This window comes from Aeromonas sp. FDAARGOS 1404 (assembly GCF_019047085.1).
Classification (GTDB): Bacteria; Pseudomonadota; Gammaproteobacteria; order Enterobacterales; family Aeromonadaceae; genus Aeromonas; species Aeromonas veronii.
Window position 1 is genome coordinate 1,236,036 of sequence record NZ_CP077237.1, and the last position, 26,732, is coordinate 1,262,767.

Here is a 26,732-nt window from a genome sequence, read left to right on the forward strand (position 1 = left end):
GAATCGCAGCGTCTGAAATATCTACCCTGTCCTCTTCTCCCTTATTTCTCTCAGTAATTGAGTGGATCACAAATAATAACCGGGGATGCCGCCGCTGGCGCAGTGGCCGTGGCGTACAACAAGATGGGGTAAACCTTTACCTGAATGAACAACAAATATTAAAAAGAGGCATATCTATGAGTGGCACCATCATCAAGTCGGCAAGAAATACCCCCCATGCCCCCCAGGATCTGGGCCCCTGCACCCAAACGGTGGCGTTTTCTCATTACAACAATATCTCCGCCCAGCTGCCGGTCGATCCCGCCACCGGCAAGATGGTGAGCGGCGATGTCACCGCGCAGGCAAGACAGTGCCTGAGCAACCTCAAGGCGATCATCGAGAGCATCGGCCATGTGATGGACGATATGGTCAAAGCGACCATCTTCCTGAAAGAGATGGCGGATCTTGAGGCGGTCAACGCCGTCTATCGCGAATTCTTCCCGGGCTATCTGCCGACCCGCACCACCCTCGCCGTCGCCGCCCTGCCGCTGGGCGCGCTGGTGCAGATCGATGCCATCATCTCCAACGGCGAAGGTACCTTCCCGCAAGATCCTTGCCCGCTGGTTAAACTCGCCCGCAATAGCGACAAGGCGCCGCACAATCCGCTCTCGACCCATACCGTGGCCTTCTCCCACTACAACAATATCGGTGCGCAACTGCCGGTCGAGGCCGCCTCGGGCCAGCTGGTTGCCGGTGGCATCAAGGAGCAGGCGGGTCAGTGCCTGCGCAATATCAAGGCGGTGCTGGAGAGCATCGACGTGCCGTTTGACGATATCGTCAAGGTTACCGTCTATCTGACCGATCTGGCCGATCTGGAGGCCGTCAACGAGGTCTACACCACCTTCTTCCCCGACTCAGCCATTGCCCGCGCCGTGGCCTATCTGCCTGCCCGCTCGGTGGTCAGTGCCGCCGCCCTGCCCATGGGGGCACGGGTGCAGATGGATGCGGTCATCTCCCACGGTGACGGCACCCCGCCACAACTGGTGGAAGACAGACACAATCTGGTGATCCGCGCCCGCAATACCGACAAGGCACCGCGCAGCCCGCTCCATTGCCAGACCGTCGCCTTCTCCCACTACAACCATCTCTCTGCGCAGCTGCCGATAGACCCCGCCACCGGCAAGATCCTGGCTGGCTGCATCAAGGAGCAGACCGCCCAGTGCCTGAGCAATATCAAGGCGATTGTGGAGAGCATCGGCCATGTGATGGACGATATCGTCAAGGTCAATATCCAGCTCGGCAATATCGCGGATCTGGATGCGGTCAACGCCGTCTACACCAAATACTTCCCGGGCTACCTGCCTGCCCGCACCGTAATCGGGGTAAGTGAACTTCCCGCCGGTGCTCTGGTACAAATCGATGCAGTGATGTCCAACGCCGAAAGCACCCCGCCACAGGCGTAAAGGTTGCGGAAATAAAAAAGAGACCGGCTATATGCCGGTCTCTTTTTACATGCCAGACAAAGGGATAGCCCCTCAGCCCTCGATATCGCGGTTCCTGATCGCCACTCTGACCGCCTCTGCGGTAGTGGCCACCCCCAGTCGATGGCGAGCACTGCGCAGATGGTTCTCGACCGTGCGCACCGAAAGCTTCAGGGTGGTGGCGATATCGGCATGGCGCCAACCCCGGGAGACCCACTCCAGCACTTCGCGCTCGCGCCCAGTGAGGCCACGCTCGTGGCCCTCTACAGGCATCTCCATCAGGCGACGAGCTGCATGAAAAGCCGCAGCCGCGATCAGCGCAAGGCCAACCCGAGCGGGAGCGCTGGCATCGATCTGATCGCCACCAAAGCTCATCGCCCCTTCCAGCCCCAGCGGCCCATAGACGGGTACCTGCAAGCCATGTCGGCCCGGCCCCTCAGGCTGGCGAACGATACGGTACTGCTCGCCAACGGCGCCAACCGTTTTGCTCCAGAAGAAGGGCTGGTCTCGCTCCCTGATATGCATCGCCATCGGGCACTCGCGCATATAGGTATGCAGGTCGACCGCCTCGCCGCTCTCCAGCCACTCCCCCTCCAGCCAGTAGAGGTGCTCGACCACCCCCTCCTCGCTGGCGCTGATGGAGAAGAGCGCAAAGCGGTGATACCCCAGCGGAGCGGCAAAGGTGCGCACCAGTTGCTGGATCTCCTCCAGCCGCTGGCACCCTTCCAGCGCCACCGCGACCTGCAGCGCATTCGCTGGCGATGACGACAACCTCATCGCTTGGCAACCGCCTCCAGCAAGGTGGTGGCGGCCAGCTTGCCGAGGTTATTGCCCGCCAGCGGGCTGTCACCGGTCAGCAGATTGCGATCCCGGCACACCTCTCCCGAGATGCCGTTGTTGACGATATCGAAGCCAATCTCTTTGAGCTTCTCGCCAAACTTCCAGGTGAGGTGGCCCGGCATATAGCCAATTGCCGGGGTCTGGGCATCCAGCTCATCGGGGAAGGCGCAGATCTTGTAGCCCGCGAAGGTCTCTGGATTGGCCACCGCCAGCAACGCAGCAGGCCCGTGACAGAGGGAGATGATGAAGCAATCGTTGGCCATCGCCCACTCCAGCAGCGCTTTCACCTCGGCACTCTGCGGCAACCCCATCAGGGCGCCGTGGCCGCCGGGAATAAAGACGCCGATATAGTCCGAGTCGGCGGCCAGCGCCTCTTTCAGCAGATCGGCCAGCTTGGCCGGTTGGCGGAACTGCGCCTGATATTTGGCATAGAGCCCCAACACCTCTTCATCTTCGCCGGGCATGGCCCACCACTCGAACTTGACCGGATTGCCGGAGAGGGTGGCTACGTCAAAGGCAAAGCCCGCCTTGTCGAGGTGATACATGGGCAGCAGGGTTTCGACCGGATGGTTGCCGGTGGAAAACAGGGTGCCGTTGTCGGTGGGCAGATAGCGCTCATCGGCCCCGATCAGCAGGATCTTCCAGCGCCCCTCCCGATAGGGAGCGGGATAGTCGGCCCCGGCAAGGTCAGACTTGCGCGAGGTGAACTGGCTCAGGGAGTAGGGCGACGGGAAGAAGGCATTCTGCTCTGCCGGATCCGGGGTCGGTTGTTTATCGTCAACAAGCATATCGGTCATGGCTCAGGCTCCAGTAGTGGTGGACTCGGTCTCACAGTATTGACTGTCAGAGACCAAGTAAATGAGGGTTTTCCCTCAACCGCCATGACTATGGCAAGAGGTGTGACCACGCTGCGACAAAACCTGAACAGAATCCCCGCCAGACTTAGGGCATCGCGGCAAATGCCCTGACGATGGCATCCATGACCGCCCTGACCCGCGCGGCATGCTGCACATCCTGATGGGTCACCAGCCACACATCGTAGGATTGCTCTAATTGCCGCTCGGGCCAGACCCGCACCAACCCGGCTTGCTCGGCAAGCGGAACCGCTACCTCGCCAAGCCCCAACCCCATCAACAGGGCCTGACGCAGCATCAGGCTGGTATTGACCCCCGCGGCGACCGTGGCCCCCTCGGCCGCCTCTTCGAGCATCATTGGCGAGCGAGCGCTCTGCCAGTGGGGCTCATACACCACCAGCGAATGGCCCGCAAAACCGGTGCCCGCTTCGGGAATGCCATGGCGAGCCAGATAGTCGGCGGAGGCATACAACCCGACCGGCCAGGAGGCCAGCTTGCGGATAATCAGGTCGGGATTGTCCGGCTTCACCGTCCGGATCGCGATATCCGCTTCCCGCAGGGACAGATTGACCACCTGGGTCGAGGTATTGAGGATGACCCTGATATCGGGATAACGCTGATGCAGCTCGGTCAGGGCCGGTATCAGAAAATCCATCCCCAGGGTGTCTGTGGTCGCCACACTGACCTCCCCGACCAGGCGGTTGTCGACCCCTTGCGCCGCCCGCACAAAATCAATGGCTGCCAGCTCCATCTGCTGGGCGCTGGCCAGCACTATCTCTCCGACATGGGTCAGCGCATACCCCTTGGATGTACGGAGAAACAGCGTGGCCGCCAAACGATGCTCCAGTGCGGCAATCCGCCTGCCAATGGTGGCCTGATCGACCCCGACCACACGGGCGGCGCCCCTCAGGCTCCCCTCCCGATGCAACGCCAGAAAAATTTTCGCATCATCCCAGTTCATCACGACTCCCGGTTGGAATGCATTTTTGCATTACAGGTGAGGAATAATACTGCGTTTATTCATCAGCAATCTCCACTATCTTGGTGCTCATCCCACTCGGGGAACCTCATATCACCTCGTTACAAGGAGCCGCTGATGCATAACGCCTATTCCATTCCCGCCACCATGAGCGCGGTAGAAATTACCCAGCCCGGTGGCCCCGATGTCTTGCAACTGACCACCCGCGCCACACCGGCGCCCAAACCCGATGAGGTCTTGATCCGGCACTATGCGACCGGCATCAATGGGCCGGATGTGATGCAGCGCAAAGGGCTCTACCCGCCTCCGGCAGGGGCATCGGATATTCCCGGGCTGGAGGTCGCCGGGGTCGTGGTCGCCAAGGGGGAGCAGGTGGAGCATCTCAAGGTTGGCGACAAGGTCGCCGCGCTGATTTCGGGTGGCGGCTATGCCGAGTACAGCGTCGCCCACCAGAGCAATGTCCTGCCCCTGCCGCCCGGATTAAGCTTTGTCGAAGCCGCGGCACTGCCGGAAACCTTTATGACGGTCTGGTCAAATATGTTTGAACGGGGCCAGTTCAAAAAAGGGGACATTATCTTGATCCATGGCGGCGCCTCCGGTATCGGCACGACCGCCACCATGCTGGCCAAGGCATTTGGCGCCGCCAAAATCATCACCACGGTCGGCTCACCCGAGCAGCAGGCCGCCAGCATCAAGCTGGGCGCGGATGTGGCCGTGCTCTACAAGGAGGAGGATTTTGTCGAGGCAGTGCATGCAGCCACCGATGGCCATGGCGCCGACATCATTCTCGATATCATTGGCGGAGAGTATGTCGCGCGCAACTATGCGGCGGCCGCCATCAATGGTCGCATAGTCCAGATCGGCATTATTGCGGGCGCCGCCCCCAATCTGGATCTGTTTCCCATGCTGCAAAAGCGGCTGACCCATATCGGCTCCACCCTGCGCTCGCGTACTCCGCAGGAAAAAGCCGAGCTGATTGCCCAGCTGCAAACTCATGTCTGGCCATTTATCGAACGCGGCGAGGTCAAACCGCAGGTTTACCAGACCTTCCCGCTGCATGAGGCCGCCGCCGCCCACCATTTGCTGGATTCAGGCCGTCATATCGGCAAGCTGGTATTAACCATGGCGCCGTTGTCGTCAGATTGATAAAGCCCATAGTGGAGCAGGCCGAGGTGGATGCGGTGATGTCCAATGCGGACAGTACCCCGCCGCAGGCGTAAGATTTGTGTTAAATAATAAAAAGAGACCGGCTGATAGCCGGTCTCTTTTTATGTAACATGTGAGGCATTCTTTTTATGGCATCGTATTAAAGAACGCGAACGTCCGATTACGCTTCGCTAATCGAACCTACGAGCTGAAAAAGACAACCACTATTTTACATCAAGGATTACGCAATTTAGGCAATGTTATATTTAACTCTACCGCTCTATTTTCCATAGCCGTAGTGAGGGTTTGATAGTCACGAAGCCCTTCCATTTTCGCCCATTGAGCCCGCCATTCTTTGATTTCTTTATCATCGATGGAAGGTGCAATAACTGTTAATCTTTGATTAAAAGATGCATTAATCTCCATAACGCCAACAGAAATAGATGCAAATACCATAATTAACGCAGATAACATTAGAATCAGGAATGAAATAACGACATTAATTAAACTAGACATCAAGTCATTAATTTCATAGCGGTTAGCGTATTCTTTTAAAAGAATAAACAATGGATAGCTTAAAAGAATTATCACCAGTACTAACAGTAATAAATTTCCACTTAAATTCCTTTCTCCAATCGCTGCATTTTTATAAATTCGATCGACATAGCCAGCCTGAACTGACTCTCCAAATGAAATTATCGCCTCCCATACAAAACTCAATATTGGTTGAATAAATACAATAACTAAAATAGATGAAATGACCCCACCAATTATCCCTAATTTCAGTTCCCGAGATAACATCACCACCTCTCTTATTTATATCATAGAGCACTTAAAATTTATCATATATTAAATTTGATTTGAAAGAGCCTTTATCAGACAACATAAAAATTATAACCACCCACTTAATTAATCAATGACCGACTTATCTTTTTGCTTAAAACTAAAACAATCAAATTTTTTATAAAAAATTTGCATCTTAAAAAACATTACAGGTTAACCTATTTAGACTACTCGATTTTTTCATAAAAACGCCCCCCATCTTGCGATGGGGGGCGTTTTATTTTCCTGACATTGAGCCAAAGAAGCTCAATGGTCAGCGATTACAGGGGCTGTTACAGGGATTCAGCAGTCGCAACCACGTTTTCCACGGTAAAGCCGAATTCCTTGAACAGCAGCTCGGCCGGTGCGGACTCACCGAAGGTGGTCATACCGATGATCTTGCCGCCGAAACCGACGTACTTGTACCAGTAGTCAGCGATGCCGGCTTCGATGGCCACACGCTTGGTGACGGAAGACGGCAGGACGGACTCTTTGTACTCGGCAGACTGGGCGTCGAACACGTCGGTAGACGGCAGAGAGACCACGCGCACGGCACGGCCCTTGGCAGTCAGCTGCTCATAGGCGGCAACGGCCAGTTCCACTTCGGAACCGGTGGCGATCAGGATCAGCTCCGGAGTACCGGCGCAATCCTTCAGCACGTAGCCACCCTTGGCGGTGTCGGCCAACTGCTGGGCAGTACGGTCCATCTGGGCCAGGTTCTGACGAGAGAAGATCAGAGAGGTCGGGCCGTCGGTACGCTCGATGGCGTGTTTCCAGGCGATGGCAGATTCAACCTGGTCACACGGACGCCAGGTGCTCATGTTCGGAGTCAGACGCAGGGAGGCGATCTGCTCAACCGGCTGGTGAGTCGGGCCATCTTCACCCAGACCGATGGAGTCGTGGGTGTAAACGAAGATGGCACGCTGCTTCATCAGGGCGGCCATGCGCAGGGCGTTGCGGGCGTACTCCATAAACATCAGGAAGGTAGCGCCGTAGGGGATGAAACCACCGTGCAGGGCGATACCGTTCATGATGGCGGACATGCCGAACTCGCGTACACCGTAGTGGATGTAGTTGCCGGAGGCATCGTCGTTGGTCAGGGACTTGGAGCCGGACCACATGGTCAGGTTGGACGGCGCCAGGTCGGCGGAGCCGCCCATGAACTCCGGCAGCAGCTTGCCGAACGCTTCCAGAGAGTTCTGGGACGCTTTACGGGTCGCAATCTTGGCCGGGTTGGCTTGCAGGGTTTCGATGATCTTGGCGGATTCAGCAGCCCAGTTGGCCGGCAGTTCGCCAGCGGTGCGGCGCTTGAATTCAGCAGCCAGCGTCGGGTGAGCGGCTTCATAGGCGGCGAACTTGGCAGCCCAGTCGGCTTCCAGTGCAGCGCCCTTCTCCTGAGCGTTCCACTCGGCAGCGATATCGGCCGGGATAACGAACGGAGCGTGGTCCCACTTCAGGAATGCGCGAGCCGCGGCGATCTCGTCGTTGCCCAGCGGTGAGCCGTGGCAGTCGTGAGAACCGGATTTGTTCGGGGAGCCGTAACCGATGATGGTGCGGCAGCAAATCAGAGTCGGCTTGCCGGTCTCGGCCTTGGCGGCTTCGATGGCGGCATTGATGGCTTCCGGGCTGTGACCGTCAACAGCCGGGATTACGTGCCAGCCGTAGGCTTCGAAACGCTTGACTGTGTCGTCGGTGAACCAGCCTTCTACGTGACCGTCGATGGAGATACCGTTGTCATCCCAGAACGCGATCAGTTTGCCCAGTTGCAGAGTACCTGCCAGGGAGCACGCTTCGTGGGAGATACCTTCCATCAGGCAGCCGTCGCCCATAAAGGCGTAGGTGTAGTGGTCAACGATGTCGTGGCCCGGCTGGTTGAATTGCTCAGCCATGGCTTTTTCGGCGATCGCCATACCAACGGCGTTGGTGATGCCCTGACCCAGCGGGCCAGTGGTGGTTTCCACGCCCGGTGCATAGCCGTACTCCGGGTGACCCGGGGTGCGAGAGTGCAGTTGGCGGAAGTTTTTCAGATCGTCGATGGAGAGGTCATAACCGGAGAGGTGCAGCAGGGAGTACAGCAGCATGGAGCCGTGGCCGTTGGAGAGAATGAAACGGTCGCGGTCGGCCCACTTGGGGTTGTTCGGGTTATGTCTGAGGTGGCTACGCCACAGCACTTCGGCGATATCCGCCATTCCCATGGGGGCGCCCGGGTGACCGGAGTTGGCTTTTTGAACGGCATCCATACTCAATGCACGAATGGCATTGGCAAGCTCTTTACGAGAAGGCATCTGAATCTCCTGCGATTGCTTCATTTGATGGCCAAGATTAAGGCGCGTTATTGTCCCAGCAGGGCGCGCGGCGTGCAAATATTATCTGGATGAATAAAGTGGCTTTGGGAGGACAATCGCTTTTCTTGCCCTCTATTGACCAAAGCAACCAGAGAAAAACGTTTGATTTCCATCCCTTTCGGGATAGGAGAGCACCGCTTGTGACCCATTGGACACTGCGCGACAAAATAGTGCTGGCAATCAGGGGGGGCGCTAATTAAAATAGACGTCCAGATGTAGATACCTCTACACCATCCCATTCATCCGGTTATTGCTATGGCGATAACCCAGACAAGCTGAGACTCTTATCATGGCAAAGCTGTTTACTTCCGAGTCGGTCTCCGAAGGCCATCCCGACAAGATTGCGGACCAGATCTCCGATGCGGTACTGGACGCCATCCTCAAGCAAGATACCAAGGCCCGTGTTGCCTGCGAGACCCTGGTCAAGACCGGTATGGTCATGGTGGCCGGCGAAGTAACCACCTCTGCCTGGGTTGATATCGAAGAGATCGTACGTGATACCGTACGTGAAATCGGCTACACCCACTCCGACATGGGCTTCGATGCTGACTCCTGCGCCGTGCTGAACGCCATCGGCAAGCAGTCCCCGGACATCAACCAGGGCGTTGACCGCAGCGATCCGCTGGAGCAGGGCGCTGGCGACCAGGGCCTGATGTTCGGCTACGCCACCAACGAAACCGACGTACTGATGCCGGCCCCCATCACCTACTCTCACCTGCTGGTGAAACGTCAGGCTGAAGTGCGCAAGAACGGCACCCTGCCGTGGCTGCGTCCGGATGCCAAGAGCCAGCTGACCTTCGCCTACGACGACGCAGGCAAGATCATCGGTGTGGATGCCGTTGTGCTGTCTACCCAGCACGCCGAATCCATCAGCCACAAGGATCTGGTTGAGGCGGTACGCGAAGAGATCATCAAGCCGGTGCTGCCGGCCGAGTGGGTCAACAAGGACACCAAATACTTCATCAACCCGACCGGCCGTTTCGTTATCGGCGGCCCGATGGGTGACTGCGGTCTGACCGGTCGCAAGATCATCGTCGACACCTACGGCGGCATGGCCCGTCACGGTGGTGGCGCCTTCTCCGGTAAGGATCCGTCCAAGGTTGACCGCTCCGCTGCCTACGCCGCCCGCTACGTTGCCAAAAACATCGTTGCTGCCGGTCTGGCCGATCGCTGTGAAATCCAGATCTCCTACGCCATCGGCGTGGCCGAGCCGACCTCCATCAGCGTTGAAACCTTCGGTACTGCCAAGGTCGCCGAGGAGCTGCTGGTTAAACTGGTGCGCGAGCACTTCGAACTGCGCCCGTATGGTCTGATCGAAATGCTGGATCTGAAGCGTCCGATCTACCAGGCTACCGCTGCCTACGGTCACTTCGGTCGCGACGAGTTCCCGTGGGAGCAGACCGACAAGGCCGAACTGCTGCGTTCCGCCGCTGGCCTGTAAGGCTCGCTGTTGTGATAAAAGGGGAGCCTGGCTCCCCTTTTGCTTATCCGCTATCTGACGAGATGTTGATGTCTGCCACTCCTGCCCAGCTTGTCGCCCTGCTGCAACAACGCGTAGAAGCCTGTTTTGTGCAGGCCGAGGCGCGCCTTGGCCGCACCTTCCCACGCCCGCGGATCTACTGCAATATGCGGGGCCGGGCGGCGGGATCGGCGCGGCTGCAAACCTGGGAGCTGCGCTTCAATCCCGCCCTCTATCAGGCCAACCAGCAGGCGTTTCTGGATGAGGTGGTGCCCCACGAGGTGGCCCATCTGCTGGTTCACGCCCTGTGGGGTGAAGGTCGCGGCAAAAGCCGGGTCTTGCCCCACGGCCGCCAGTGGCAATCGGTGATGCGGGAGGTATTCGGCCTTGAGCCCAGAACCACCCACAGCTTCGATCTGGCGGTATTGGCCGAGCCGACCGTGCCCTATCGCTGCCTCTGCCAGCAGCATCAACTGTCGATACGCCGCCACAACAAGGTGGTGCGCGGCGAGGCCCGCTACCACTGCCGCCGCTGCAAGCAGCCGCTGGAGCGGGAACGGCCGGAGCCAGAGCAGTAAGCCAGCTTGTGTCGCGCCCCTGTGGTAGGGTGCCCGCCATCGTTCGTCAATCATCCCGTTTGCAAGGAATCCCATGCGTTTCATCTCCTCCCTCGCCCTGACCCTGCTGGCCGGTTTACCGCTGCTCAGCGCGCCCCTGCACGCCCAGACCTTTCGCGAAGCCAAACAGGATCTGGTGAAGCTCTATCGCAGCCAGCCAGCAGTCACTACCTTCTACTGCGGCTGCGACATCGACTATCAGGGCAAATCGATGCGCCCGGATCTCGCCAGCTGTGGCTATGAGCCGCGCAAGCAGGCCAAGCGCGCCGCCCGCATCGAGTGGGAACACGTGGTCCCCGCCTGGGAGTTCGGCCACCAGCTGCAGTGCTGGCAGGATGGCGGTCGCAAGAACTGCGAAAAATCGAGCCCCGAGTTCAACAAGATGGAGGGGGACATGCACAACCTCTTCCCCGCAATTGGCGAGGTGAACGGCGATCGGGCCAACTACCGCTTCTCCGACTGGAACGGCAAGCCGGATCAGTACGGCCAGTGCCAGATGCTGGTGGATTTCAAGGATCGTCGGGTACAGCCGCCCAAGGGGCCGGTGCGGGGCCAGATTGCCCGCGCCTACCTCTACATGAGCCAGCAGTATGGGCTGCGTCTGGCAGCGCAACAGCGTAAACTGTTTGAAGCTTGGGACAGGCAGTACCCTGCAGAAGGCTGGGAGTGCGAGCGCAACCGCCGCATCGGCAAGCTGCAGGGCAATACCAATCCCTTTATTGAAAAGCAGTGCCAATAACCCCATTTGACCAGGGAGGGGATCACCCCTCCTATCATGAAGCCCTTCCCTATTGCCGCGTGAGCCTTGCTTGCCGCAGGATATAAAGGGTTTCCAAGCAAGAGACTGACAAGCAGCCATGCGCATTCCACGTATCTATGAACCGGCCACCCTGCAAGTTGGCCAGACTATCGCCCTGTCGGAAGACGGCGCCAACCATATCGGCCGGGTGCTGCGCATGCAGCCTGGCCAGCAGCTCGAGCTGTTCAACGGCGATGGCAATCAATATCCCGCCACCATCGCCAGCGTCGGCAAAAAGTCGGTGGAAGTGACCATCGACAGCTGCGACGTCCAATCAGTGGAGTCACCGCTGGCCATTCATCTGGGTCAGGTGATCAGCCGTGGCGACAAGATGGACTTCACCATCCAGAAATCGGTGGAGCTGGGCGTCACCTGCATCACCCCACTCTTCTCCGAGCGCTGCGGCGTCAAGCTGCCGGCCGATCGGCTGGAGAAGAAGCGCGAGCAGTGGCAGAAGGTGGTGATCAGCGCCTGCGAACAGTGCGGCCGCAACGTGGTGCCAGAGGTGCGCATGCCGATGGAGCTGGACGCCTGGCTGGCGGAAGAGACCAAAGAGCTCAAGCTCAACCTGCACCCGCGCGCCGAGTACAGCATCAACACCCTGCCCGTTCCCGAGCACGGCGTGCGCCTGCTGATTGGCCCGGAAGGAGGCTTGTCGAGCGACGAGATCGCCCGTACCGTGCAGGAAGATTTCAAAGAGATGCTGCTGGGGCCGCGGGTGCTGCGCACCGAAACCGCCGCCCTGACTGCGATAACTGCGCTGCAGTGCCGCTTTGGCGATCTCGCTTGAAACCAGTCCAATGTCTTACTGCGAGGTCGTGATCAAGGCTCATGCGCTGCTCGGAATCCTCACGTATGTCTATACGCTCCGGTTCCTGCGCTGCTCTTTACCTTGCTGACGACCTCTCGTGACAGACTTTGAACAGGTTTTAAGAATCTCACTCGCAATCGAGCCACAAGAAGGATATTCGGATGACCATTAAACTCGGCATCGTGATGGACCCCATCTCGGCCATCAACATCAAGAAAGATTCCAGCTTTGCCATGCTCGAAGAGGCGCAAAAGCGCGGCTATGAGCTCTTCTATCTGGAGATGAAGGATCTCTACATGGAAACCGGTCGCGCCTTTGGCACCATGCGCCCGCTCACCGTCAAATATGACTATGCCGACTGGTACACGCTGGGCGAGGTGGTGGATCAGCCCCTCTCCAACCTCGATGTGATCCTGATGCGAAAGGATCCGCCGTTCGATACCGAATTTATCTACGCCACCTACATGCTGGAGCGGGCCGAGGATGAGGGTTGCCTTATCGTCAACAAGCCGCAGAGCCTGCGCGACGCCAACGAGAAGCTCTACACCGCCTGGTTTGCCGAGCACACCCCGACCACGCTGGTAACCCGCCGCGCCGACAAGCTGCGCGCCTTCCACGCGAAACACAAGGACGTCATCCTCAAGCCGCTGGACGGCATGGGCGGCGCCTCCATCTTCCGCATGAAGGAAGATGACGCCAACGTCGGCGTGATTATCGAAACCCTGACCGCCCACGGCAGCCAGTACTGCATGGCGCAGACCTATCTGCCCGCTATCAAGGATGGCGACAAGCGGGTGCTGGTGGTGGACGGCGAACCGGTTCCCTACTGTCTGGCCCGTATTCCGGCGCAAGGTGAGACCCGTGGCAATCTGGCAGCCGGTGGCCGTGGTGAGGCCCGCCCCCTGAGCGAAGCTGACTGGGCCATCGCCCGTGCGGTGGGCCCGACGTTGAAAGAGAAGGGCCTTATCTTCGTCGGCCTCGACATCATCGGCGATCGGCTGACTGAGATTAACGTCACCAGCCCGACCTGCATTCGCGAGATTGAAGCCGCCTTCGATGTTCACATCACCGGCATGTTGATGGATGCCATCGAGCGTCGGCTGGGCAAATAATCGCCAGACAGGCTAAACCGGCCTGTTCAGGGGTAACCCACCCCCGACAAGCCAGGAAACAGAGAGGGTGGCCCGGCGCCACCCTCTCTGTTTCAAGACAATCCGGAAAGGGGCGGGATCTCGCCCAGCCCAAAAAGCGGTTTTTCCCATGGGGATCAACTGCCATAATTGACCTCAAATACCTTTGCACTATTTGGCCTCTATGCAAACACTGCAAAATCACTTCCTGCTTGCCATGCCAAGCCTGACGGATCCCTACTTCGAGCGCTCGCTGGTCTATCTATGCGAGCACAACGAAGAGGGCGCCATGGGACTGGTCGTCAACATTCCGGTGGAGATGTCGCTGGAAACCATGCTGACCCAGCTCCAGCTCAATCCGCCCAACAACCCGGAGCTCAAGCAGCCGGTACTGCAAGGGGGGCCGGTTCACGCCGATCGTGGCTTCGTGCTGCACAGCTTCCGCCCCGGTTTCAACTCCACCCTGCAGGTGGGGGATGAGATGATGGTGACCACCTCCAAGGATATTCTGGAAACCCTGGGTACGAGCGAGGCCCCTGCCCATTGGCTGGTGGCTCTTGGCTATGCCGGCTGGAGCGCAGGGCAGCTGGAGCAGGAGCTGGTGGATGGCGCCTGGCTGGTGATCCCCCCCAATCCGGCTCTGGTGTTCAAGACCCCCATTCACAAACGTTGGCAACAAGCTGCCGCCAGCATAGGGGTGAACCCGGTTCACCTCTCCAGCGATATCGGCCACAGCTGATCGGCTGGCCCGCTCCGCTCTCTATTTCGAGGATTTATCAGTTATGTCATCACGCAGCATCATGGGCTTTGACTATGGCACCAAGAGCATTGGCGTCGCCATCGGTCAGGAGCTGACTGGCACAGCCCAGCCTCTGCGCGCCCTCAAGGCCAACGACGGCATCCCCAACTGGGACGAGATTGAGAAGCTGCTCAAGGAGTGGCAACCAGACCTGCTGGTGGTCGGTCTGCCGCTGAACATGGATGGTACCGATCAGGAGATCACGGTACGGGCTCGCAAATTCGGCAACCGGCTGCATGGCCGCTTCGGCAAACCGGTGGAGTTCAAGGATGAGCGACTCACCACCACAGATGCCCGCGCCCGGCTGTTTGAGCAAGGTGGCTATCGCGCGCTGGAAAAAGGCAGCGTGGACGGGGTATCGGCGCAGCTGATCGTCGAAGCCTGGATGGAAGAGCAGTACAACTAAGCCATCAACAGCAAGGCAAGGGTCGCTGCCCTTGCCTTGTCTCGCACAATCCCCTCATTACGCCTGTGATTGTCCCGCGACCAGCCCTTCGGCCTCTGTCGGGTTCGCATTCATCATCCGGTTGAGCCAGGGCACCATCAGCCCCATCACTACCGCAATCAGCAGGGTCGCCATCCCGATCTTGCCAAATACGCCGGTGTAGATCGGCAAGGTTTGCAGCGGATCCGTCATCCCTTGCGGCACGGCGGTAAAGGTTGCCACATAACCACCCAGCAGGGACGCCATCGCCTGAGTCAGGAACCACATTCCGAGAATGAAGCCCATCAGGCGTTGCGGCACCAGCGCGGCGACCATCGCCAGCCCCAGGGCGCTGATCATCAGCTCACCCAGACTCTGGAACAGGTAGATAAGCACCATAAACCAGGGGGAGGTAAGCCCCTGCTCATCGGCAAACCACCAGCCGGATGCCGCCGCCGTCAGAAAGCCCAGCGAGCAGAAGAACATCCCGAGGGTGAACTTGAGCGGCATGGTGAGATCCCGCCCCTTGCTGCCCATCCGGGTATAGATCATCGCGAGTACCGGACTGCCCACCACCACCCAGAAGGGGTTGAGCGCCTGGAAGCTGATTGGGTTGACGCTCATGCCCAGCATTTCGTGGTGCATGTTGTTGATGGCAAAGAAGTTCAGAGACGTCGGCATCTGGGCATACAGCACATAGAAGAGCACCGCCTCCAGCATCAGCACGAAGGCCACATACATCTTGTTGCGGCCCACGGTATCGAGCCTGAATGCCTCGCGAAAGAAGAAGATCACCACGGCGATGGTTACCGTCATCAGCACCATGTTGGCGATCACCACGTGGTGCATCAGCCAGGCGCAGAAGAAGACCATGGCTACCGAGCCCAATATAACCAGCAGCAGCTTGCTGTAATCGAGTGGCAGGTGATCCGGCTCGGAGCCAATATCCTTCACCATATTGCGGCAGGCAAAGAAGGTGAGCAGCGCAATAATCAGCCCCACCCCGCACAGGTTATAGGTCACGGTATAGCCGTAGTGTTCGGCAATCACCGGCGCGAGCGAGAGGGAAATAAGGGAGCCGATATTGATCGACATATAGAACAGGGTAAACGCCCCATCCAGCCGCGGATCTTTTGGCTGGTAGCATTTTGACAGCAGGCTTGCCGGATTGGCCTTGAACAGGCAGTTACCGACCGCAATGGTGCCCAGCGCATAGAAAATCAGGTCGGGATTGTAGATAGAGAGGCCGGTCATAAAGTAGCCTATCACCAGCACCACGGCCCCCAGCACCATGGTGCGCTTGGTCCCGAGAATATGGTCGCCAACATAACCACCGATCGAGATAAGGCCATACACCAGCGCCGAGAAAGCGCCGAAGGTGATAAACGACTGCTCCTGGGAAAAACCCAGTTGCTGTACAAAGAAAACTGCCAGGATCCCCTGCACGCCGTAATAACCGAAGCGCTCCCAGAGTTCGACAAAAAATATCATGAAGAAGGGTTTGGGCTGTTGTAACAACCCGGTCGGTGCTGTTGCTGGACGCATATCAACCTGCCTTTGCTGAGATTTATTTTTATTAATCTGATGGTGGCTACCGCACTATTTTTTTGCCCGTCATTGCCATAACGGGGAGTGCAGTCAGCCTGCCAATCTGGCTATTTTCGGGTGCACGGGCCCCGTTCGATGAAAGGTGTTTTTCATCTAGCCGGTTTCAATTACGGGTTATCGGGGGATGATGAGTGGCGTCTCCCGGTACAGTTACCGGCTCCGGGTTCTACCTTTGCTGCATCCCTTTACTCAAGCCGGTTTATCAACCTTGGTACTTATTCCCCTCTGCTCCGTCACTCATGGCTGGTGGCCAGATAGCCGGGGCATGGCACGGCCACAGACGACCTGTGGGGCTGGCTCACGCCGCGCTCCACTGGCAGTCACCTACGCAGGCGCTATCTAACCCCGCCATTCCAAGGGGTGTCATGCTATATCACTGCAAATACAGGAACTTAATGGTCGATCACACTTTAAAAGTGGCCATTAGTGAAGTTTTCTAATGAAACCACATGAATTTTTTTCGTGAAAAGAGCTTCACTCGAGACGTGCAACCAAGGCTAATCTGTGCATAAAGAGAGTTGAATGGCACACAGCTTAACCCGAGCTCGGCACTTAAGTCGTGCAAAAGCCCACTCATCAGGGCGATGCAACAACAAAAAGCCGGAGCAGATGGCTCCGGCTGATCGATGGGCACCGTCACGGCCACATTAGCGTGGCGATTCGTCGTTGTAGAGTCGCCGGATCTCGTTGCGCAGCCACATCACCTTGGCATCCTGATTGTGCCGTTTGTGCCACAGCAGGATGAAGGCGATCTCCAGCTGGGCGTAGAGCTTCTCGGGTAGCGGCAGCGGCATGGCGATCAGATTGCCATGATGCCAACTGGCATAACCACCGCAGTAGGAAGGGGCCACCGCAATCAGCTCGTGGCTCGACTGGGAGGCAATATGCAGCGCCTGCTCGAAGCTGGAGACCATGATGGGCACCTCCCGCTTCAGCCCCTCGTCCTCTAGCAGACTGTCGAGAGCCCAGGTATCGTTCGCTTCCCACACCATGCTGATCTGGGGGCAGGCCAAAAAGTTCTCCAGCGACCACTTCTGCTCCAGCAGCGGGTGATCCTTGCGCAGGAACACCACCGGGCGATCGGTGAACAACACCTCGTGATCGATGTAGTAGGGCAACCGATTGACCTTGGCTTGGGAGCGGCCATGGGTCTCGCGGGCGCAGAAGCCGAGATCCGCATCACCGTTGACGATGTCGTTGAGGGAGTGGTGATCCCACCCCAGCATCCTGACCACAGAGTTGGGGTACTTCTGGTAGATGGTCATGGGCAGATCGCTCAGGAAGCTGATGTAGAAGGGGGACTCCATCACCAGCGTGAAACGGGCACCGTCTGGGATCGCCTCGCTATTGAGCGAGGTGATGCTGTCGGTGAGCTGGAACCAGAGCTTCAGCTCCTCCTCCAGAGTCAGGGAGAGGTTGGTGGGCTGCAACCCCTGCCGCACCCGCACAAACAGGGGATCGTCAAACCACTCCCGCAATTTGGCCAGAGACTTGCTCACCGCCGACGGAGTGACACAGAGCTTTTTGGCCGCCCCTGCCACACTGCGCTCCTGCATCAGGTACTTGAACACCACCAGCAGGTTCAAATCGAGTTCACCCAGATTGCGCATATCCCCTCTCATCTTCCATCAGCCCTGCGACCGCACTTCACGAAGCGCGAGCCATGGTAACAGCCCTTTGACAGCCAGGTAACTGAGCAGTGCCAGCAGCAGAGCGCAGATCAGCATCTCGGTCGGGGCAAAGCCAAGTTGACCCAGCAGCCAGATATAGAGGCCGGAGAGGCTGATCTGCATGATGCAGAGCACGGCACTGGCAAAGGCCACGTTATGCTGACAACCATCGAGCGCCTCCCCCATCGCCACCCCGAAGCCACAGGAGAAGCCGACACAGACCAGCGCAAACCCCGGCAGCAGCAGATGGATATCGCCCCCCGTCTGCCAGCTGCCGATCAGTGAGCACGCCGCCAGCAGATAGGAGAGATGAGACACCGCCAGCACTTTCTGTTTGCCCAGCCAGCGCAACAGCAGGGGCGTCAGGAAGGATGTGGACATACTCACGCCGGCCATCACCATCATCACGATGGAGTACTGCTCGGTGGTGAAGCCAAACTCCTTCATCAGGATCAGCGGCGAGACGCTGACATAAACCAGAATGGCGGTCACGCTGGCACTGGTCAGCAGGGAGAGCAACATAAAGCGCGGCGAGCGCAGCAGGGCAAAAGGCAGCGCAGCGCCACTGCACGGTTGCCGGGTCGGGCGGGTCTCCTTGAGCAGAAGCAAGTTCACCAGACCGCTGACGGCAGCCACCAGCGCCATTGCCACGAAGATCCCGCGCCAGTCAAAATGGGACAGGATGAGATAACCGAGCACCGGCGCCAGCACCGGGATCACGCAGATCACCCCGTTGATCATCGAGAGCGCCATCGCCAGCCGCTCCTCACTCAGCACATCCCGCAGCACGGTAAAGGTCATGATGTAGAGCGCACCGGCCCCGACCCCCTGCCAGAAACGGCCGAAATAGAACTGACTTATCCCCTCTGCGCTGCCTGCCACCAGCGAGGCGAGGACAAAAATCAGGGCGCCCCCGAGCACCACCCAGCGCCGCCCGAAGCGATCGGCAATCATCCCGCCCAACAGCACGGTGGCCGCCATGCCAAACAGATAGATGGAGAAGGCAGTGTGGATCTGCGCCTCGCTCGCCTGCAGGGCATCGGCAATCTTGGGCACGGCGACCAGATAGAGATCGATCCCGACCGGATAGAGGATGATCATCAGAAAAGTGCACAACAGGAATACAGGCATGGATGCTCCATAACAGATTGGCGTGCCGATGCCTGCCAGATCACAGCGACAGGCGAACAGTGGCGGGGCCAAGGTGGTGACAAAGCTAGCAACGCAGCGCGTCGCAATGGGGCAACTATATGGGCGCCCAGCGCCCTCACCTAGTGAAGAGATGGCGATCGGTACATTCCAATCAGGAAATATTCTATTGAGTTACGTGCCTAAGCGGCCATATTGAATCGACCAGAGGCTGTAATAAACCGGGTCACCTCCCGCTCATAGCCATCCCTGCGCTGCACTTTTACCGCCCGTCTGTTATCCGCCTTCGCCCTTGCGGGCGTATAAGCTGTAGGTGCGACGCAATACAGGGAATGTGTATGAAGGGAATGAAGAGAGAAGAGCAGATTGCCGGGCTGCTGGCAGCACTGGAGCAAGTCATTCTGGGCAAGCCGCTGCAACTGAAAATCGCGCTGGTGACCCTGCTGGCGCGCGGTCATCTACTGATCGAGGATCTGCCCGGCATGGGCAAGACCACCCTGGCCCACGCGCTGGCACAGGTACTGGGGCTGGCATGCAGGCGGATGCAGTTCACCGCCGATCTGCTCCCCGCCGACCTGCTGGGGTTGCAGATCTTTGACCCCCAGCAGCAAACATTTCGCTTTCACCCCGGCCCCATCTTCACCCAGGTACTGCTGGCGGACGAGATCAACCGTGCCAGCCCCAAGGTGCAGAGCGCCCTGCTGGAGGCGATGGCCGAGGGCAAGGTGAGCATCGAGGGCCACACGCACCCACTCCCCGATCCATTTTTCGTCATCGCCACCCAGAACCCGGCGGATCAGGCGGGCACCTATCCACTGCCGGAGTCCCAACTCGACCGCTTCGCCGTGCGACTCTCGCTGGGTTTTCCGCCACGAGAGGCGGAGCGCCAGCTACTACGGGGCAACCAGCCGACTGGCCCGTTGCCCGCCGTGCTGGATGCTGCCGGACTCGCCACCTTGCAAAGCGAAGGGGATGCTATCCATGTTTCCGATGCCACCCTCTACTACCTGCTGGCGCTGGTGCACCAGAGCCGCTTTGATGGGGAGCTGCCACAGCCCCTCTCCCCCCGTGCAGCCCAGACCTTGCTGGCGGTGAGCCGTGCCTGGGCGCTGGTGGCGGGGCGGCGCTTTGTCACGGTGGAGGATGTGCAGGCAGTCTTCCCCTATGTGGCCGAGCATCGGCTGCGGGGCAGCTTTGGCGTACAGCACGGCGAAGCCTGTCCCCTTAGCCAGCGATTGCTGGCCCGGGTCGATCCGGACAATCCCTGATGAGCAAATTGCTAAACCGTTGGCAGCAGTGGCGAGCCCGCTGGCAGCGGCGCTGGCTCGACCGCCGCATTCCTCCGGCCCGCCAGATCACGCTTGGTACCCGCAGCCTCTTTATTCTCCCTACCCGCATGGGACTGCTCTATCTGCTGGTGCTGCTCGCCATCTATCTGCTCGGCACCAATTACCAGAACAATCTGGTACTGCTGCTGGCCTACTGCCTCGGCAGCCTGTTTATGGCCGCCATGTGGCTCACCCACCGCAACCTGCTGGGGCTGGAGCTGCTGGGGGGCCCACTGATGCTCGGGGAAGCGGGTAGCCAGCTGCCTATCCGTATCTTGGTGCAGAGCCCGCGCCCGGTGCAGGCACTCAGCTTTAGCCTCAACGAAGGCACCCTCTGGCTGGCACAGGCCGACGCTGTGCCCAGCTCAGTTATCCTGCCAGTATCGGGCTCGCACCGTGGGGCACTGCCCCTTGGCCGATTGCGGGTCGAGAGCCGCTACCCCCTCGGCCTGTTTCGCTGCTGGTCCCTGCTGGACTTGCAACTGGAGGGCTGGCTTTCCCCCAAACCGGCATTCGGGGCGCTAATAGGGGTACATGCGACCGAAAGCGAGGGTTATCAGGGCCAACCCGCTCCGGCCACTCTCGGTGACTTTGATACCCTGCGGACACATCAGGCCGGTGAACCACTGAGCCGGGTCGCCTGGAAGCAACTTGCTCAGGGGCGCGGCTTGCTGACCAAACAGTTCCATGAACCACAGCAGGATGACAGCCACTTCACCTTACAGCGGGTCGCAGGCGGGGATCTGGAGCAGCGGCTGGCGGTGCTGGCCTGGTGGTGCGCCGATTACGGCAAGCGGGGCATCCCCTTTACCCTGACGCTGGCAAACCAGACGCTGGGGCCCGATAGCGGTGCCGCCTTTGTGCAGCGCTGCCTGCTGGCACTGGCCCGATTCGATGCAACACCACCGAAGAGCACGCCAGATGCTGCTCGATAACCGCCGCCTGCTGCCACTCATCGCCCTGCAACAGCTGCTGCTGGTCGCGGCGCTCTGGCCCCAGTTGCAACTCTGGGTAGTGGCAGTAGGCGCCATCACCCTCGGCGTCCGGGCCATGATGCTGTGGCGCGGCTGGCCGCCCCTGCCTGCCCGCTGGTTGGCGCTGCTGGCCATCACCACTGTGCTGTTGCTGGGGTTGCAGTGGCGCACATTGGGCACCCTGCCCGCCCTGATCAATCTGCTCTGGCTCGGCTATAACCTGAAGATGATCGAGGTTCGGCGCGAGCGGGATATCGAGCAGGTGCTGCTGCTCGCCTTCTTTCTCATCGCGCTGGCACTGGTGCAGCGACAAAGCATCGGCTGGGCAGTCGGGATGGCAGTGGCGCTCTGGCTGGCAGTGACCACACTGGTGGCCGCCATTGCACCCGAGCAGAAAAGGCCATGGCGCAGCGCGGGCGGTGCCCTGCTGCTGGCGCTTCCCCTGCTTATCACTCTGTTTTTGCTGCTGCCAAGGCTCCCGCCCCTCTGGCAGATGCCCACCACCAGCCGCGCCCTGTCGGGGCTCTCGGAAGAGCTGGCCCCCGGCGATATCAGCGAACTGGTCAACTCCTCGGAACTGGCGTTTCGGGTCACCTTTGCCGATGGCCCACCCCCAGCCCGCGAGCGCTACTTTCCGGTAATGCGCCAAGAAGTTTTCGATGGCCAACGCTGGTTGCTGAGCCCCGAGGTCAAAACGTGGCAACGGACAGTGCCGGTGCAAACCGGGCTCACCCTTCTGGCATCCTCTTCTCAGGCCAACACTCAACAGGCAGATAGCCCGTTACCCGCCGGGAGCTACGAGGTGATCGCCGAGCCCCAGCGCCACCGCTGGGCCTTTGCCCTGAGTGAACCGACTATTCTGACTGGACCAGTGCTGCTCACCCCCATTCACACCCTCTATCGGCAGGGGAGCGGCGAGGTGGCGATCCGCTATCGCATTGGCCGCGGCGAAGCGCTGCCCGAGGATGACCACCAAGCCGCCCAGCGCAACCTGCAACTGCCAGCCGGAGGCAACCCGAGAGCGCGAGCTCACGGCCAAGGGCTGGCTGTGCGCTATCCAGAACGCGCAGCGCTGGTCGCCGCCCTGCTCGAACAGTTTCGCAGCCAATCCTATTACTACACTCTGACCCCGCCACGGCTTGGCAGTGACGGGGTGGATGAGTTCCTGTTCGATACCAAGCGCGGCTTTTGCGGCCACTACGCCATGGCGACCGCTTTCGTACTGCGCGCCGCCGGTATTCCGGCACGGCTGGTCACCGGTTATCTCGGCGGCGAGTGGAATCCCAGAGGCAACTATCTGGCGGTACACCAGTTCGATGCTCACGCCTGGGTAGAGTATCTCGATGAAGAGGGATCATGGCGGCGAATCGACCCCACTGCGGCAGTGGCACCGGAGCGTATTGAAGGCGGCGTGAGGGAGGCGCTGAGCGAGGAGTTTACCGCTGCCGACCCCCTCGCTTTGCAGCGTTATCGCAACTGGGCCCTGCTCAATCAGCTGCGCTGGTGGGGCAACAATATCGACTACCAGTGGAGTCGCTGGGTGATTGGTTACGATGCGGGCCAACTCTGGCAACAAATCGGCCTGCGCTGGCCCGCACTGGCGGGGCACACTCCCTGGTTGATCCTCGCCAGCCTGATGCTGGTCGCTCTGCTGGTGAGCCTGCCCCTGCTGTTGCCCGCCCGCCTGCCGCCAGAGCGGCGCATCTGGCAGCCCCTGCTCAAACGGGGTAAACGCAGTGGTTACCCACCCCAGCCCGCCGAGAGCATGGGGGCATGGTGCGAGCGGCTGGCACGGCTGCGTCCCGACCTTGCCCACTCCCTGCTAAAGAGTGCGTGGCTCTATCGACTCTGGCGTTATGCCCCCCTCAGCGAACGGCAACAAGGGCGCTGCTGGAGCCAGTTACGACGGCGTATCAGGCAACTCGTTCGGCGCTGGGATAAGCAACCGAAGAGCGCGCCATAAAAGAAGGGGGAGCCACCGGCTCCCCCTTCAGGTTTTAATCAAGAGGTTTGATTCACCGCTTGTTACTTTTTGGTCGGATTGTCCCAGATCCCCTCTTCCAGCTGGGAGCGGATCTCGGGGTATTTGTTGGCATCGAAGGTGGGTACCTTGCCCAGCCGGAGCTGGTCGTTGTAATCCTTCGCCAGCTTGATGGCAACGCTGGAGAGCAGCAGGATCGCCACCAGGTTGACGATGGCCATCAGACCCATGGAGACATCCGCCATCGCCCACACAATCGGCAACTCACCCACGGCACCGAACATCACCATCCCCAGCACGAACACCCGGAACAGCATCAGGCCGCCCTTGTGGTTGTGCTCGAGGAACACCAGATTGGTCTCGGCATAGGAGTAGTTCGCCACGATAGAGGTGAAGGCAAAGAAGAAGATGGCCGCCGCAATGAAGATGTTGCCACCGCTGCCAATCTGGGAGGAGAGCGCACGCTGGGTCAGCTCGACACCGGTCACGCCGGATCCCGGCTCAAACTGACCGGACATCAGGATGATGGCGGCGGTACAGCTGCAGATGACGATGGTGTCCATAAAGACCCCCAGCATCTGCACATAACCCTGAGAGGCCGGGTGCGGCGGATAGGGAGTGGCAGTCGCCGCAGCGTTGGGCGCAGAGCCCATGCCCGCTTCGTTGGAGAAGAGACCGCGCTTGATACCGTTGATCATCGCCTGGGAGATGGCATAACCGAGCGCACCTGAGCCTGCCTGCTCAATCCCGAAGGCGGACTTGATGATCAGCATGAAGACATGAGGCAACTCGGTGATGTTCATCGCCACGATCACCAGCGCCAGCAGGATATATGCCAGTGCCATAAAGGGCACCACCAGCTCGGCAAAACGGGCAATGCCACGAATGCCGCCGAAGATAATCAGGCCGGAGAGCGCCACCAGCGCCAGACCGCTGACCCAGTCAGGAATGCCAAACGCCACCTTCATCGCCAGACTGATGGAGTTGGCCTGCACCGCGTTGAACACCAGACCAAATGCCAGGATCAGGCAGAGCGAGAAGACCACCCCCATCCAGCGCATGCCAAGGCCTTTCTCCATGTAGTAGGCCGGGCCACCACGGTAGTTGCCATCCTCATCCTTGACCTTGTAGAGCTGGGCCAGAGTGCTTTCGACGAATGCGGTCGCCATGCCGATAAAGGCAATCAGCCACATCCAGAAGATGGCGCCGGGGCCACCCAGATAGATGGCGACAGCCACACCGGCCAGGTTGCCGGTGCCGACACGGGCGGCAAGGCTGGTACAGAGGGCCTGGAAGGAGGAGATGCCCGCGTTGTCCGATTTACGGCTGTTTTTCAGCACGGAAAACATGTGGCCAAAGTGACGGATCTGGATAAAACCCAGGCGGAAGGTGAAAAAGATACCGACCCCGATGAGCAGGTAGATGAGCACGGCTCCCCACATCAGGTCGTTTAGCATCGCAATCAAGGTGTCCATAATTCTCTCGTTGTTATTCACATCCATGGCCAGTCTGCGCTGACCGTTTTCTGTCTGTCGTTTAATTAGCGTTTCGCTAAAGGGGCGGAATCTAGCACAGCGGGAGAGCCCGGAATAGTGATTCCGGTCACGCGAGACACAAAAAACGAACGGTAAAAGCCCATAAAGCTCCATTTAAATCGCAAACTTTCAACAAACTCAATAATTCAATCAGACAGGCCACCATTAAGCCCCATAAGAGAACCATTTTGATATATCCCTGATGAGCTATCCGAAAACGCAAACGCTTGCATGAAATGGCTTTCAAATGGCAACATTTCGCCAAACGTTTTCTCTGTAATTAAATTTCAAGTACGTAGCGAGATAATTTATGTGATCAACGACACAAATATGGATATTGGCTAAAAAAGTTCAGCTGAAAGCAAACCGGAGCGAGGTCGGGAGGAAATGTAAAAAACCTTACTAATCATATAGTTTCAAGCCATAAAACGGGATAACTCAACAGCCTGAATGTTTAACAACCAAGCGCCCCTATTGCAGGATGCAGCACATCAGTATTAATTAGGCAGGCAATGACGATGGGCCGCCCCCATCGCGCTTTTCTGAGCCTGAGGCACCAAGATCCTGTAATTTTATTTCAGAACCACCGTCTCAAGCCCGCAACCCAGGGATTACTCCCTCATTAAGAGATGATATTCGCTATGGCCGATAAATTAACCCAGCTGAAAGCCCTGACCACTGTTGTTGCCGACACCGGTGATATCGAAGCCATCAAACGCTATCAGCCCATCGATGCCACCACCAACCCCTCTCTGGTTCTGAAGGCCTCCGAGATCCCCGAGTACGCTCCGCTGATCGAAGACGCCATCAAGTGGGCCAAAGCCCAGAGCCAGGACAAGGCACAGCAAATCATCGACGCGGGCGACAAGCTGGCCGTCAACATCGGTCTGGAAGTGCTGAAGATCGTTCCGGGCCGCATCTCTACCGAAGTGGATGCCCGCCTCTCCTTCGATACCGAAGCCAGCATCGCCAAGGCCCGCAAGCTGATCCGTCTTTACAACGAAGCGGGTATCAGCAACGACCGCATTCTGATCAAGCTGGCCTCCACCTGGGAAGGGATCCGTGCCGCCGAGGTTCTGGAGAAAGAGGGCATCCAGTGCAACCTGACCCTGCTGTTCTCCTTCGCCCAGGCCCGTGCCTGTGCCGAAGCCGGTGCCTTCCTGATCTCCCCGTTCGTGGGTCGCATCCTCGACTGGTACAAGGCTAAAAATGGCCGTGATTACACCGCCAGCGAAGATCCGGGCGTGGTCTCCGTCACCTCTATCTACAACTACTACAAGCAGCACGACTACCCGACCGTGGTGATGGGCGCCAGCTTCCGCAATACCGGCGAGATCCTGGAACTGGCCGGTTGCGACCGCCTGACCATTGGCCCGGCCCTGCTGGAAGAGCTGAGCAAGACCGAAGGCGCCGTGGTACGCAAACTGGACTACACCGGTGAGCGCAAGGCCAAACCGACTCCGATGACCGAAGCCGAATTCCGCTGGGAACTGAACCAGGACGCCATGGCTCACGAGAAGCTGGGCGAAGGCATCCGCATGTTTGCCATCGACCAGGGCAAGCTGGAAACCATGCTGGCAAGCCGCCTGTAATCGGTTCTTTTTTCTGATAAAAACCGGGCCCCTAACAAGGGGCCCGGTTTTTTTTATGGGCTTTTTTAGCGCTGTCATAGAGTCGTCACGAAAACGTTTTAATTTCAGATTCGTTATGTTATACGGGTGGTGAAAACGATAAAAACCAAGGAGGGAGCCATGGAAATGTTCAACTTCGATTATGACGAGGTGGTTGAACTCGGTTCGCGTAGCCGCGGGACAACGGGAAAAAAACGTAAATGGCGTGAAATCGAGGCGTTGAAAGACAAACATCGCCTGCAGAAGGAGCTGCAATCCATCGATATCGCCTATGAAGGTCTTACAGACGAGATCGAACTGTAATACCGCCAGACACCTGTAAAAGCGCTCCGCACAGTCGGGGCGCTTTTTTATGCCGCAATCGGATGATC

The 26,732-nt window shown here is 58.7% G+C and carries 23 protein-coding genes; 14 read left to right on the forward strand and 9 right to left on the reverse strand.

Going from position 1 to position 26,732, the window contains the following annotated elements; all coding sequences use genetic code 11:
- Positions 1-176: 176 nt before the first annotated feature.
- A complete protein-coding gene (locus I6L34_RS05595) occupies positions 177-1,442 on the forward strand; it encodes a RidA family protein (RefSeq protein WP_216956099.1) in 1,266 nt (421 codons plus the stop codon).
- 72 nt (positions 1,443-1,514) lie between these two features.
- Here the strand turns inward: I6L34_RS05595 and I6L34_RS05600 are convergent, their stop codons facing one another.
- The 3 genes from I6L34_RS05600 to I6L34_RS05610 all read right to left on the reverse strand — a co-directional run bounded on the left by I6L34_RS05600 (position 1,515) and on the right by I6L34_RS05610 (position 4,115).
- The gene (locus I6L34_RS05600) at positions 1,515-2,237 is read right to left on the reverse strand and encodes a PA1136 family autoinducer-binding transcriptional regulator (RefSeq protein ID WP_216956102.1); all 723 of its coding nucleotides are present in this window, start codon (positions 2,235-2,237) and stop codon (positions 1,515-1,517) included.
- Positions 2,234-3,097, reverse strand: a complete 864-nt coding sequence (gene hchA / locus I6L34_RS05605) for a glyoxalase III HchA (protein ID WP_216956107.1) — start codon at positions 3,095-3,097, stop codon at positions 2,234-2,236. Before hchA ends, I6L34_RS05600 begins: the two co-directional genes overlap by 4 nt.
- 145 nt (positions 3,098-3,242) lie before the next feature.
- Entirely contained in the window at positions 3,243-4,115 is an 873-nt protein-coding gene (locus tag I6L34_RS05610) for a LysR family transcriptional regulator (protein ID WP_216956111.1), read from the reverse strand.
- Positions 4,116-4,250: 135 nt separating this feature from the next.
- On the opposite strand from I6L34_RS05610, the gene I6L34_RS05615 reads away from it, so the two are divergent.
- Positions 4,251-5,279, forward strand: a complete 1,029-nt coding sequence (locus I6L34_RS05615) for an NAD(P)H-quinone oxidoreductase (protein ID WP_100646577.1) — start codon at positions 4,251-4,253, stop codon at positions 5,277-5,279.
- A 234-nt stretch (positions 5,280-5,513) separates the two neighbouring features.
- Here I6L34_RS05615 and I6L34_RS05620 read toward each other — a convergent pair whose 3' ends face one another.
- Both I6L34_RS05620 and tkt read right to left on the reverse strand, forming a co-directional pair.
- Positions 5,514-6,080: a hypothetical protein gene (locus tag I6L34_RS05620; RefSeq protein ID WP_120414983.1), complete on the reverse strand. Its 567-nt coding sequence runs from the start codon at positions 6,078-6,080 to the stop codon at positions 5,514-5,516.
- A 314-nt stretch (positions 6,081-6,394) separates the two neighbouring features.
- The gene (gene tkt / locus I6L34_RS05625; RefSeq protein ID WP_005338517.1) at positions 6,395-8,386 is read right to left on the reverse strand and encodes a transketolase; all 1,992 of its coding nucleotides are present in this window, start codon (positions 8,384-8,386) and stop codon (positions 6,395-6,397) included.
- Between the two features lie 349 nt (positions 8,387-8,735).
- Here tkt and metK point away from each other — a divergent pair, with 349 nt between their 5' ends.
- From metK to ruvX, 7 genes are all read left to right on the forward strand, one after another.
- Positions 8,736-9,887, forward strand: coding sequence for a methionine adenosyltransferase (gene metK, locus I6L34_RS05630; RefSeq protein ID WP_005338519.1), 1,152 nt, complete (start codon positions 8,736-8,738; stop codon positions 9,885-9,887).
- Positions 9,888-9,955: 68 nt separating this feature from the next.
- Positions 9,956-10,483 carry a SprT family zinc-dependent metalloprotease gene (locus I6L34_RS05635; protein ID WP_216956115.1) on the forward strand — a complete coding sequence of 176 codons (528 nt, stop codon included), beginning with the start codon at positions 9,956-9,958 and terminating at the stop codon, positions 10,481-10,483.
- A 73-nt stretch (positions 10,484-10,556) separates the two neighbouring features.
- A complete protein-coding gene (locus I6L34_RS05640; protein WP_216956118.1) occupies positions 10,557-11,261 on the forward strand; it encodes an endonuclease in 705 nt (234 codons plus the stop codon).
- A 118-nt stretch (positions 11,262-11,379) separates the two neighbouring features.
- Positions 11,380-12,111, forward strand: coding sequence for a 16S rRNA (uracil(1498)-N(3))-methyltransferase (rsmE, locus tag I6L34_RS05645; RefSeq protein ID WP_005343824.1), 732 nt, complete (start codon positions 11,380-11,382; stop codon positions 12,109-12,111).
- A gap of 182 nt (positions 12,112-12,293) precedes the next feature.
- Complete coding sequence (gshB, locus tag I6L34_RS05650) at positions 12,294-13,244, forward strand: glutathione synthase (RefSeq protein ID WP_216956121.1); 951 nt, start codon at positions 12,294-12,296, stop codon at positions 13,242-13,244.
- A gap of 202 nt (positions 13,245-13,446) precedes the next feature.
- Positions 13,447-14,001: a YqgE/AlgH family protein gene (locus I6L34_RS05655; protein WP_005349793.1), complete on the forward strand. Its 555-nt coding sequence runs from the start codon at positions 13,447-13,449 to the stop codon at positions 13,999-14,001.
- 43 nt (positions 14,002-14,044) lie between these two features.
- Positions 14,045-14,467 carry a Holliday junction resolvase RuvX gene (gene ruvX, locus I6L34_RS05660; RefSeq protein ID WP_100654327.1) on the forward strand — a complete coding sequence of 141 codons (423 nt, stop codon included), beginning with the start codon at positions 14,045-14,047 and terminating at the stop codon, positions 14,465-14,467.
- Between the two features lie 57 nt (positions 14,468-14,524).
- On the opposite strand, the gene dtpB is transcribed toward ruvX, so the two are convergent.
- From dtpB to I6L34_RS05675, 3 genes are all read right to left on the reverse strand, one after another.
- Entirely contained in the window at positions 14,525-16,030 is a 1,506-nt protein-coding gene (dtpB, locus tag I6L34_RS05665) for a dipeptide/tripeptide permease DtpB (protein ID WP_216956124.1), read from the reverse strand.
- A gap of 710 nt (positions 16,031-16,740) precedes the next feature.
- Positions 16,741-17,703: an HTH-type transcriptional regulator YidZ gene (yidZ, locus tag I6L34_RS05670; RefSeq protein ID WP_216956126.1), complete on the reverse strand. Its 963-nt coding sequence runs from the start codon at positions 17,701-17,703 to the stop codon at positions 16,741-16,743.
- Between the two features lie 18 nt (positions 17,704-17,721).
- Positions 17,722-18,894, reverse strand: coding sequence for an MFS transporter (locus I6L34_RS05675; RefSeq protein ID WP_216956128.1), 1,173 nt, complete (start codon positions 18,892-18,894; stop codon positions 17,722-17,724).
- A gap of 365 nt (positions 18,895-19,259) precedes the next feature.
- Here I6L34_RS05675 and I6L34_RS05680 point away from each other — a divergent pair, with 365 nt between their 5' ends.
- Genes I6L34_RS05680 through I6L34_RS05690 form a run of 3 tightly spaced genes read left to right on the forward strand, consistent with a single transcriptional unit; the run spans position 19,260 to position 23,177 of the window.
- The gene (locus I6L34_RS05680; RefSeq protein WP_204481324.1) at positions 19,260-20,180 is read left to right on the forward strand and encodes a MoxR family ATPase; all 921 of its coding nucleotides are present in this window, start codon (positions 19,260-19,262) and stop codon (positions 20,178-20,180) included.
- On the forward strand, positions 20,180-21,175 hold the full coding sequence (locus I6L34_RS05685) for a DUF58 domain-containing protein (RefSeq protein ID WP_075114983.1): 996 nt from the start codon (positions 20,180-20,182) through the stop codon (positions 21,173-21,175). Before I6L34_RS05680 ends, I6L34_RS05685 begins: the two co-directional genes overlap by 1 nt.
- Positions 21,162-23,177 (forward strand): DUF3488 and transglutaminase-like domain-containing protein, encoded by a 2,016-nt coding sequence (locus tag I6L34_RS05690; RefSeq protein WP_075114984.1) that lies wholly within the window; start codon positions 21,162-21,164, stop codon positions 23,175-23,177. Before I6L34_RS05685 ends, I6L34_RS05690 begins: the two co-directional genes overlap by 14 nt.
- Before the next feature lie 62 nt (positions 23,178-23,239).
- Here the strand turns inward: I6L34_RS05690 and I6L34_RS05695 are convergent, their stop codons facing one another.
- Positions 23,240-24,670, reverse strand: coding sequence for a sodium:alanine symporter family protein (locus I6L34_RS05695; RefSeq protein WP_013724018.1), 1,431 nt, complete (start codon positions 24,668-24,670; stop codon positions 23,240-23,242).
- A 701-nt stretch (positions 24,671-25,371) separates the two neighbouring features.
- Here I6L34_RS05695 and tal point away from each other — a divergent pair.
- On the forward strand, positions 25,372-26,322 hold the full coding sequence (tal, locus tag I6L34_RS05700; RefSeq protein WP_005349780.1) for a transaldolase: 951 nt from the start codon (positions 25,372-25,374) through the stop codon (positions 26,320-26,322).
- Between the two features lie 159 nt (positions 26,323-26,481).
- Positions 26,482-26,664 carry a DUF3545 family protein gene (locus tag I6L34_RS05705; protein ID WP_005338547.1) on the forward strand — a complete coding sequence of 61 codons (183 nt, stop codon included), beginning with the start codon at positions 26,482-26,484 and terminating at the stop codon, positions 26,662-26,664.
- The last annotated feature ends 68 nt before the right edge of the window (positions 26,665-26,732 follow it).

What these genes read in the sequence shown, in the direction of transcription:
- I6L34_RS05610 (WP_216956111.1), bottom strand. Translation starts at nt 4,115, where the DNA reads ATGAACTGGGATGATGCGAAAATTTTTCTGGCGTTGCATCGGGAGGGG.
- I6L34_RS05705 (WP_005338547.1), top strand. Translation starts at nt 26,482, where the DNA reads ATGGAAATGTTCAACTTCGATTATGACGAGGTGGTTGAACTCGGTTCG.
- rsmE (WP_005343824.1), top strand. Translation starts at nt 11,380, where the DNA reads ATGCGCATTCCACGTATCTATGAACCGGCCACCCTGCAAGTTGGCCAG.
- I6L34_RS05635 (WP_216956115.1), top strand. Translation starts at nt 9,956, where the DNA reads ATGTCTGCCACTCCTGCCCAGCTTGTCGCCCTGCTGCAACAACGCGTA.
- I6L34_RS05680 (WP_204481324.1), top strand. Translation starts at nt 19,260, where the DNA reads ATGAAGAGAGAAGAGCAGATTGCCGGGCTGCTGGCAGCACTGGAGCAA.
- I6L34_RS05595 (WP_216956099.1), top strand. Translation starts at nt 177, where the DNA reads ATGAGTGGCACCATCATCAAGTCGGCAAGAAATACCCCCCATGCCCCC.
- I6L34_RS05655 (WP_005349793.1), top strand. Translation starts at nt 13,447, where the DNA reads ATGCAAACACTGCAAAATCACTTCCTGCTTGCCATGCCAAGCCTGACG.
- I6L34_RS05640 (WP_216956118.1), top strand. Translation starts at nt 10,557, where the DNA reads ATGCGTTTCATCTCCTCCCTCGCCCTGACCCTGCTGGCCGGTTTACCG.
- dtpB (WP_216956124.1), bottom strand. Translation starts at nt 16,030, where the DNA reads ATGCGTCCAGCAACAGCACCGACCGGGTTGTTACAACAGCCCAAACCC.
- I6L34_RS05685 (WP_075114983.1), top strand. Translation starts at nt 20,180, where the DNA reads ATGAGCAAATTGCTAAACCGTTGGCAGCAGTGGCGAGCCCGCTGGCAG.
- hchA (WP_216956107.1), bottom strand. Translation starts at nt 3,097, where the DNA reads ATGACCGATATGCTTGTTGACGATAAACAACCGACCCCGGATCCGGCA.
- I6L34_RS05695 (WP_013724018.1), bottom strand. Translation starts at nt 24,670, where the DNA reads ATGGACACCTTGATTGCGATGCTAAACGACCTGATGTGGGGAGCCGTG.
- tal (WP_005349780.1), top strand. Translation starts at nt 25,372, where the DNA reads ATGGCCGATAAATTAACCCAGCTGAAAGCCCTGACCACTGTTGTTGCC.
- I6L34_RS05600 (WP_216956102.1), bottom strand. Translation starts at nt 2,237, where the DNA reads ATGAGGTTGTCGTCATCGCCAGCGAATGCGCTGCAGGTCGCGGTGGCG.
- I6L34_RS05690 (WP_075114984.1), top strand. Translation starts at nt 21,162, where the DNA reads ATGCTGCTCGATAACCGCCGCCTGCTGCCACTCATCGCCCTGCAACAG.
- gshB (WP_216956121.1), top strand. Translation starts at nt 12,294, where the DNA reads ATGACCATTAAACTCGGCATCGTGATGGACCCCATCTCGGCCATCAAC.
- metK (WP_005338519.1), top strand. Translation starts at nt 8,736, where the DNA reads ATGGCAAAGCTGTTTACTTCCGAGTCGGTCTCCGAAGGCCATCCCGAC.
- I6L34_RS05620 (WP_120414983.1), bottom strand. Translation starts at nt 6,080, where the DNA reads ATGTTATCTCGGGAACTGAAATTAGGGATAATTGGTGGGGTCATTTCA.
- yidZ (WP_216956126.1), bottom strand. Translation starts at nt 17,703, where the DNA reads ATGCGCAATCTGGGTGAACTCGATTTGAACCTGCTGGTGGTGTTCAAG.
- I6L34_RS05675 (WP_216956128.1), bottom strand. Translation starts at nt 18,894, where the DNA reads ATGCCTGTATTCCTGTTGTGCACTTTTCTGATGATCATCCTCTATCCG.
- I6L34_RS05615 (WP_100646577.1), top strand. Translation starts at nt 4,251, where the DNA reads ATGCATAACGCCTATTCCATTCCCGCCACCATGAGCGCGGTAGAAATT.
- ruvX (WP_100654327.1), top strand. Translation starts at nt 14,045, where the DNA reads ATGTCATCACGCAGCATCATGGGCTTTGACTATGGCACCAAGAGCATT.
- tkt (WP_005338517.1), bottom strand. Translation starts at nt 8,386, where the DNA reads ATGCCTTCTCGTAAAGAGCTTGCCAATGCCATTCGTGCATTGAGTATG.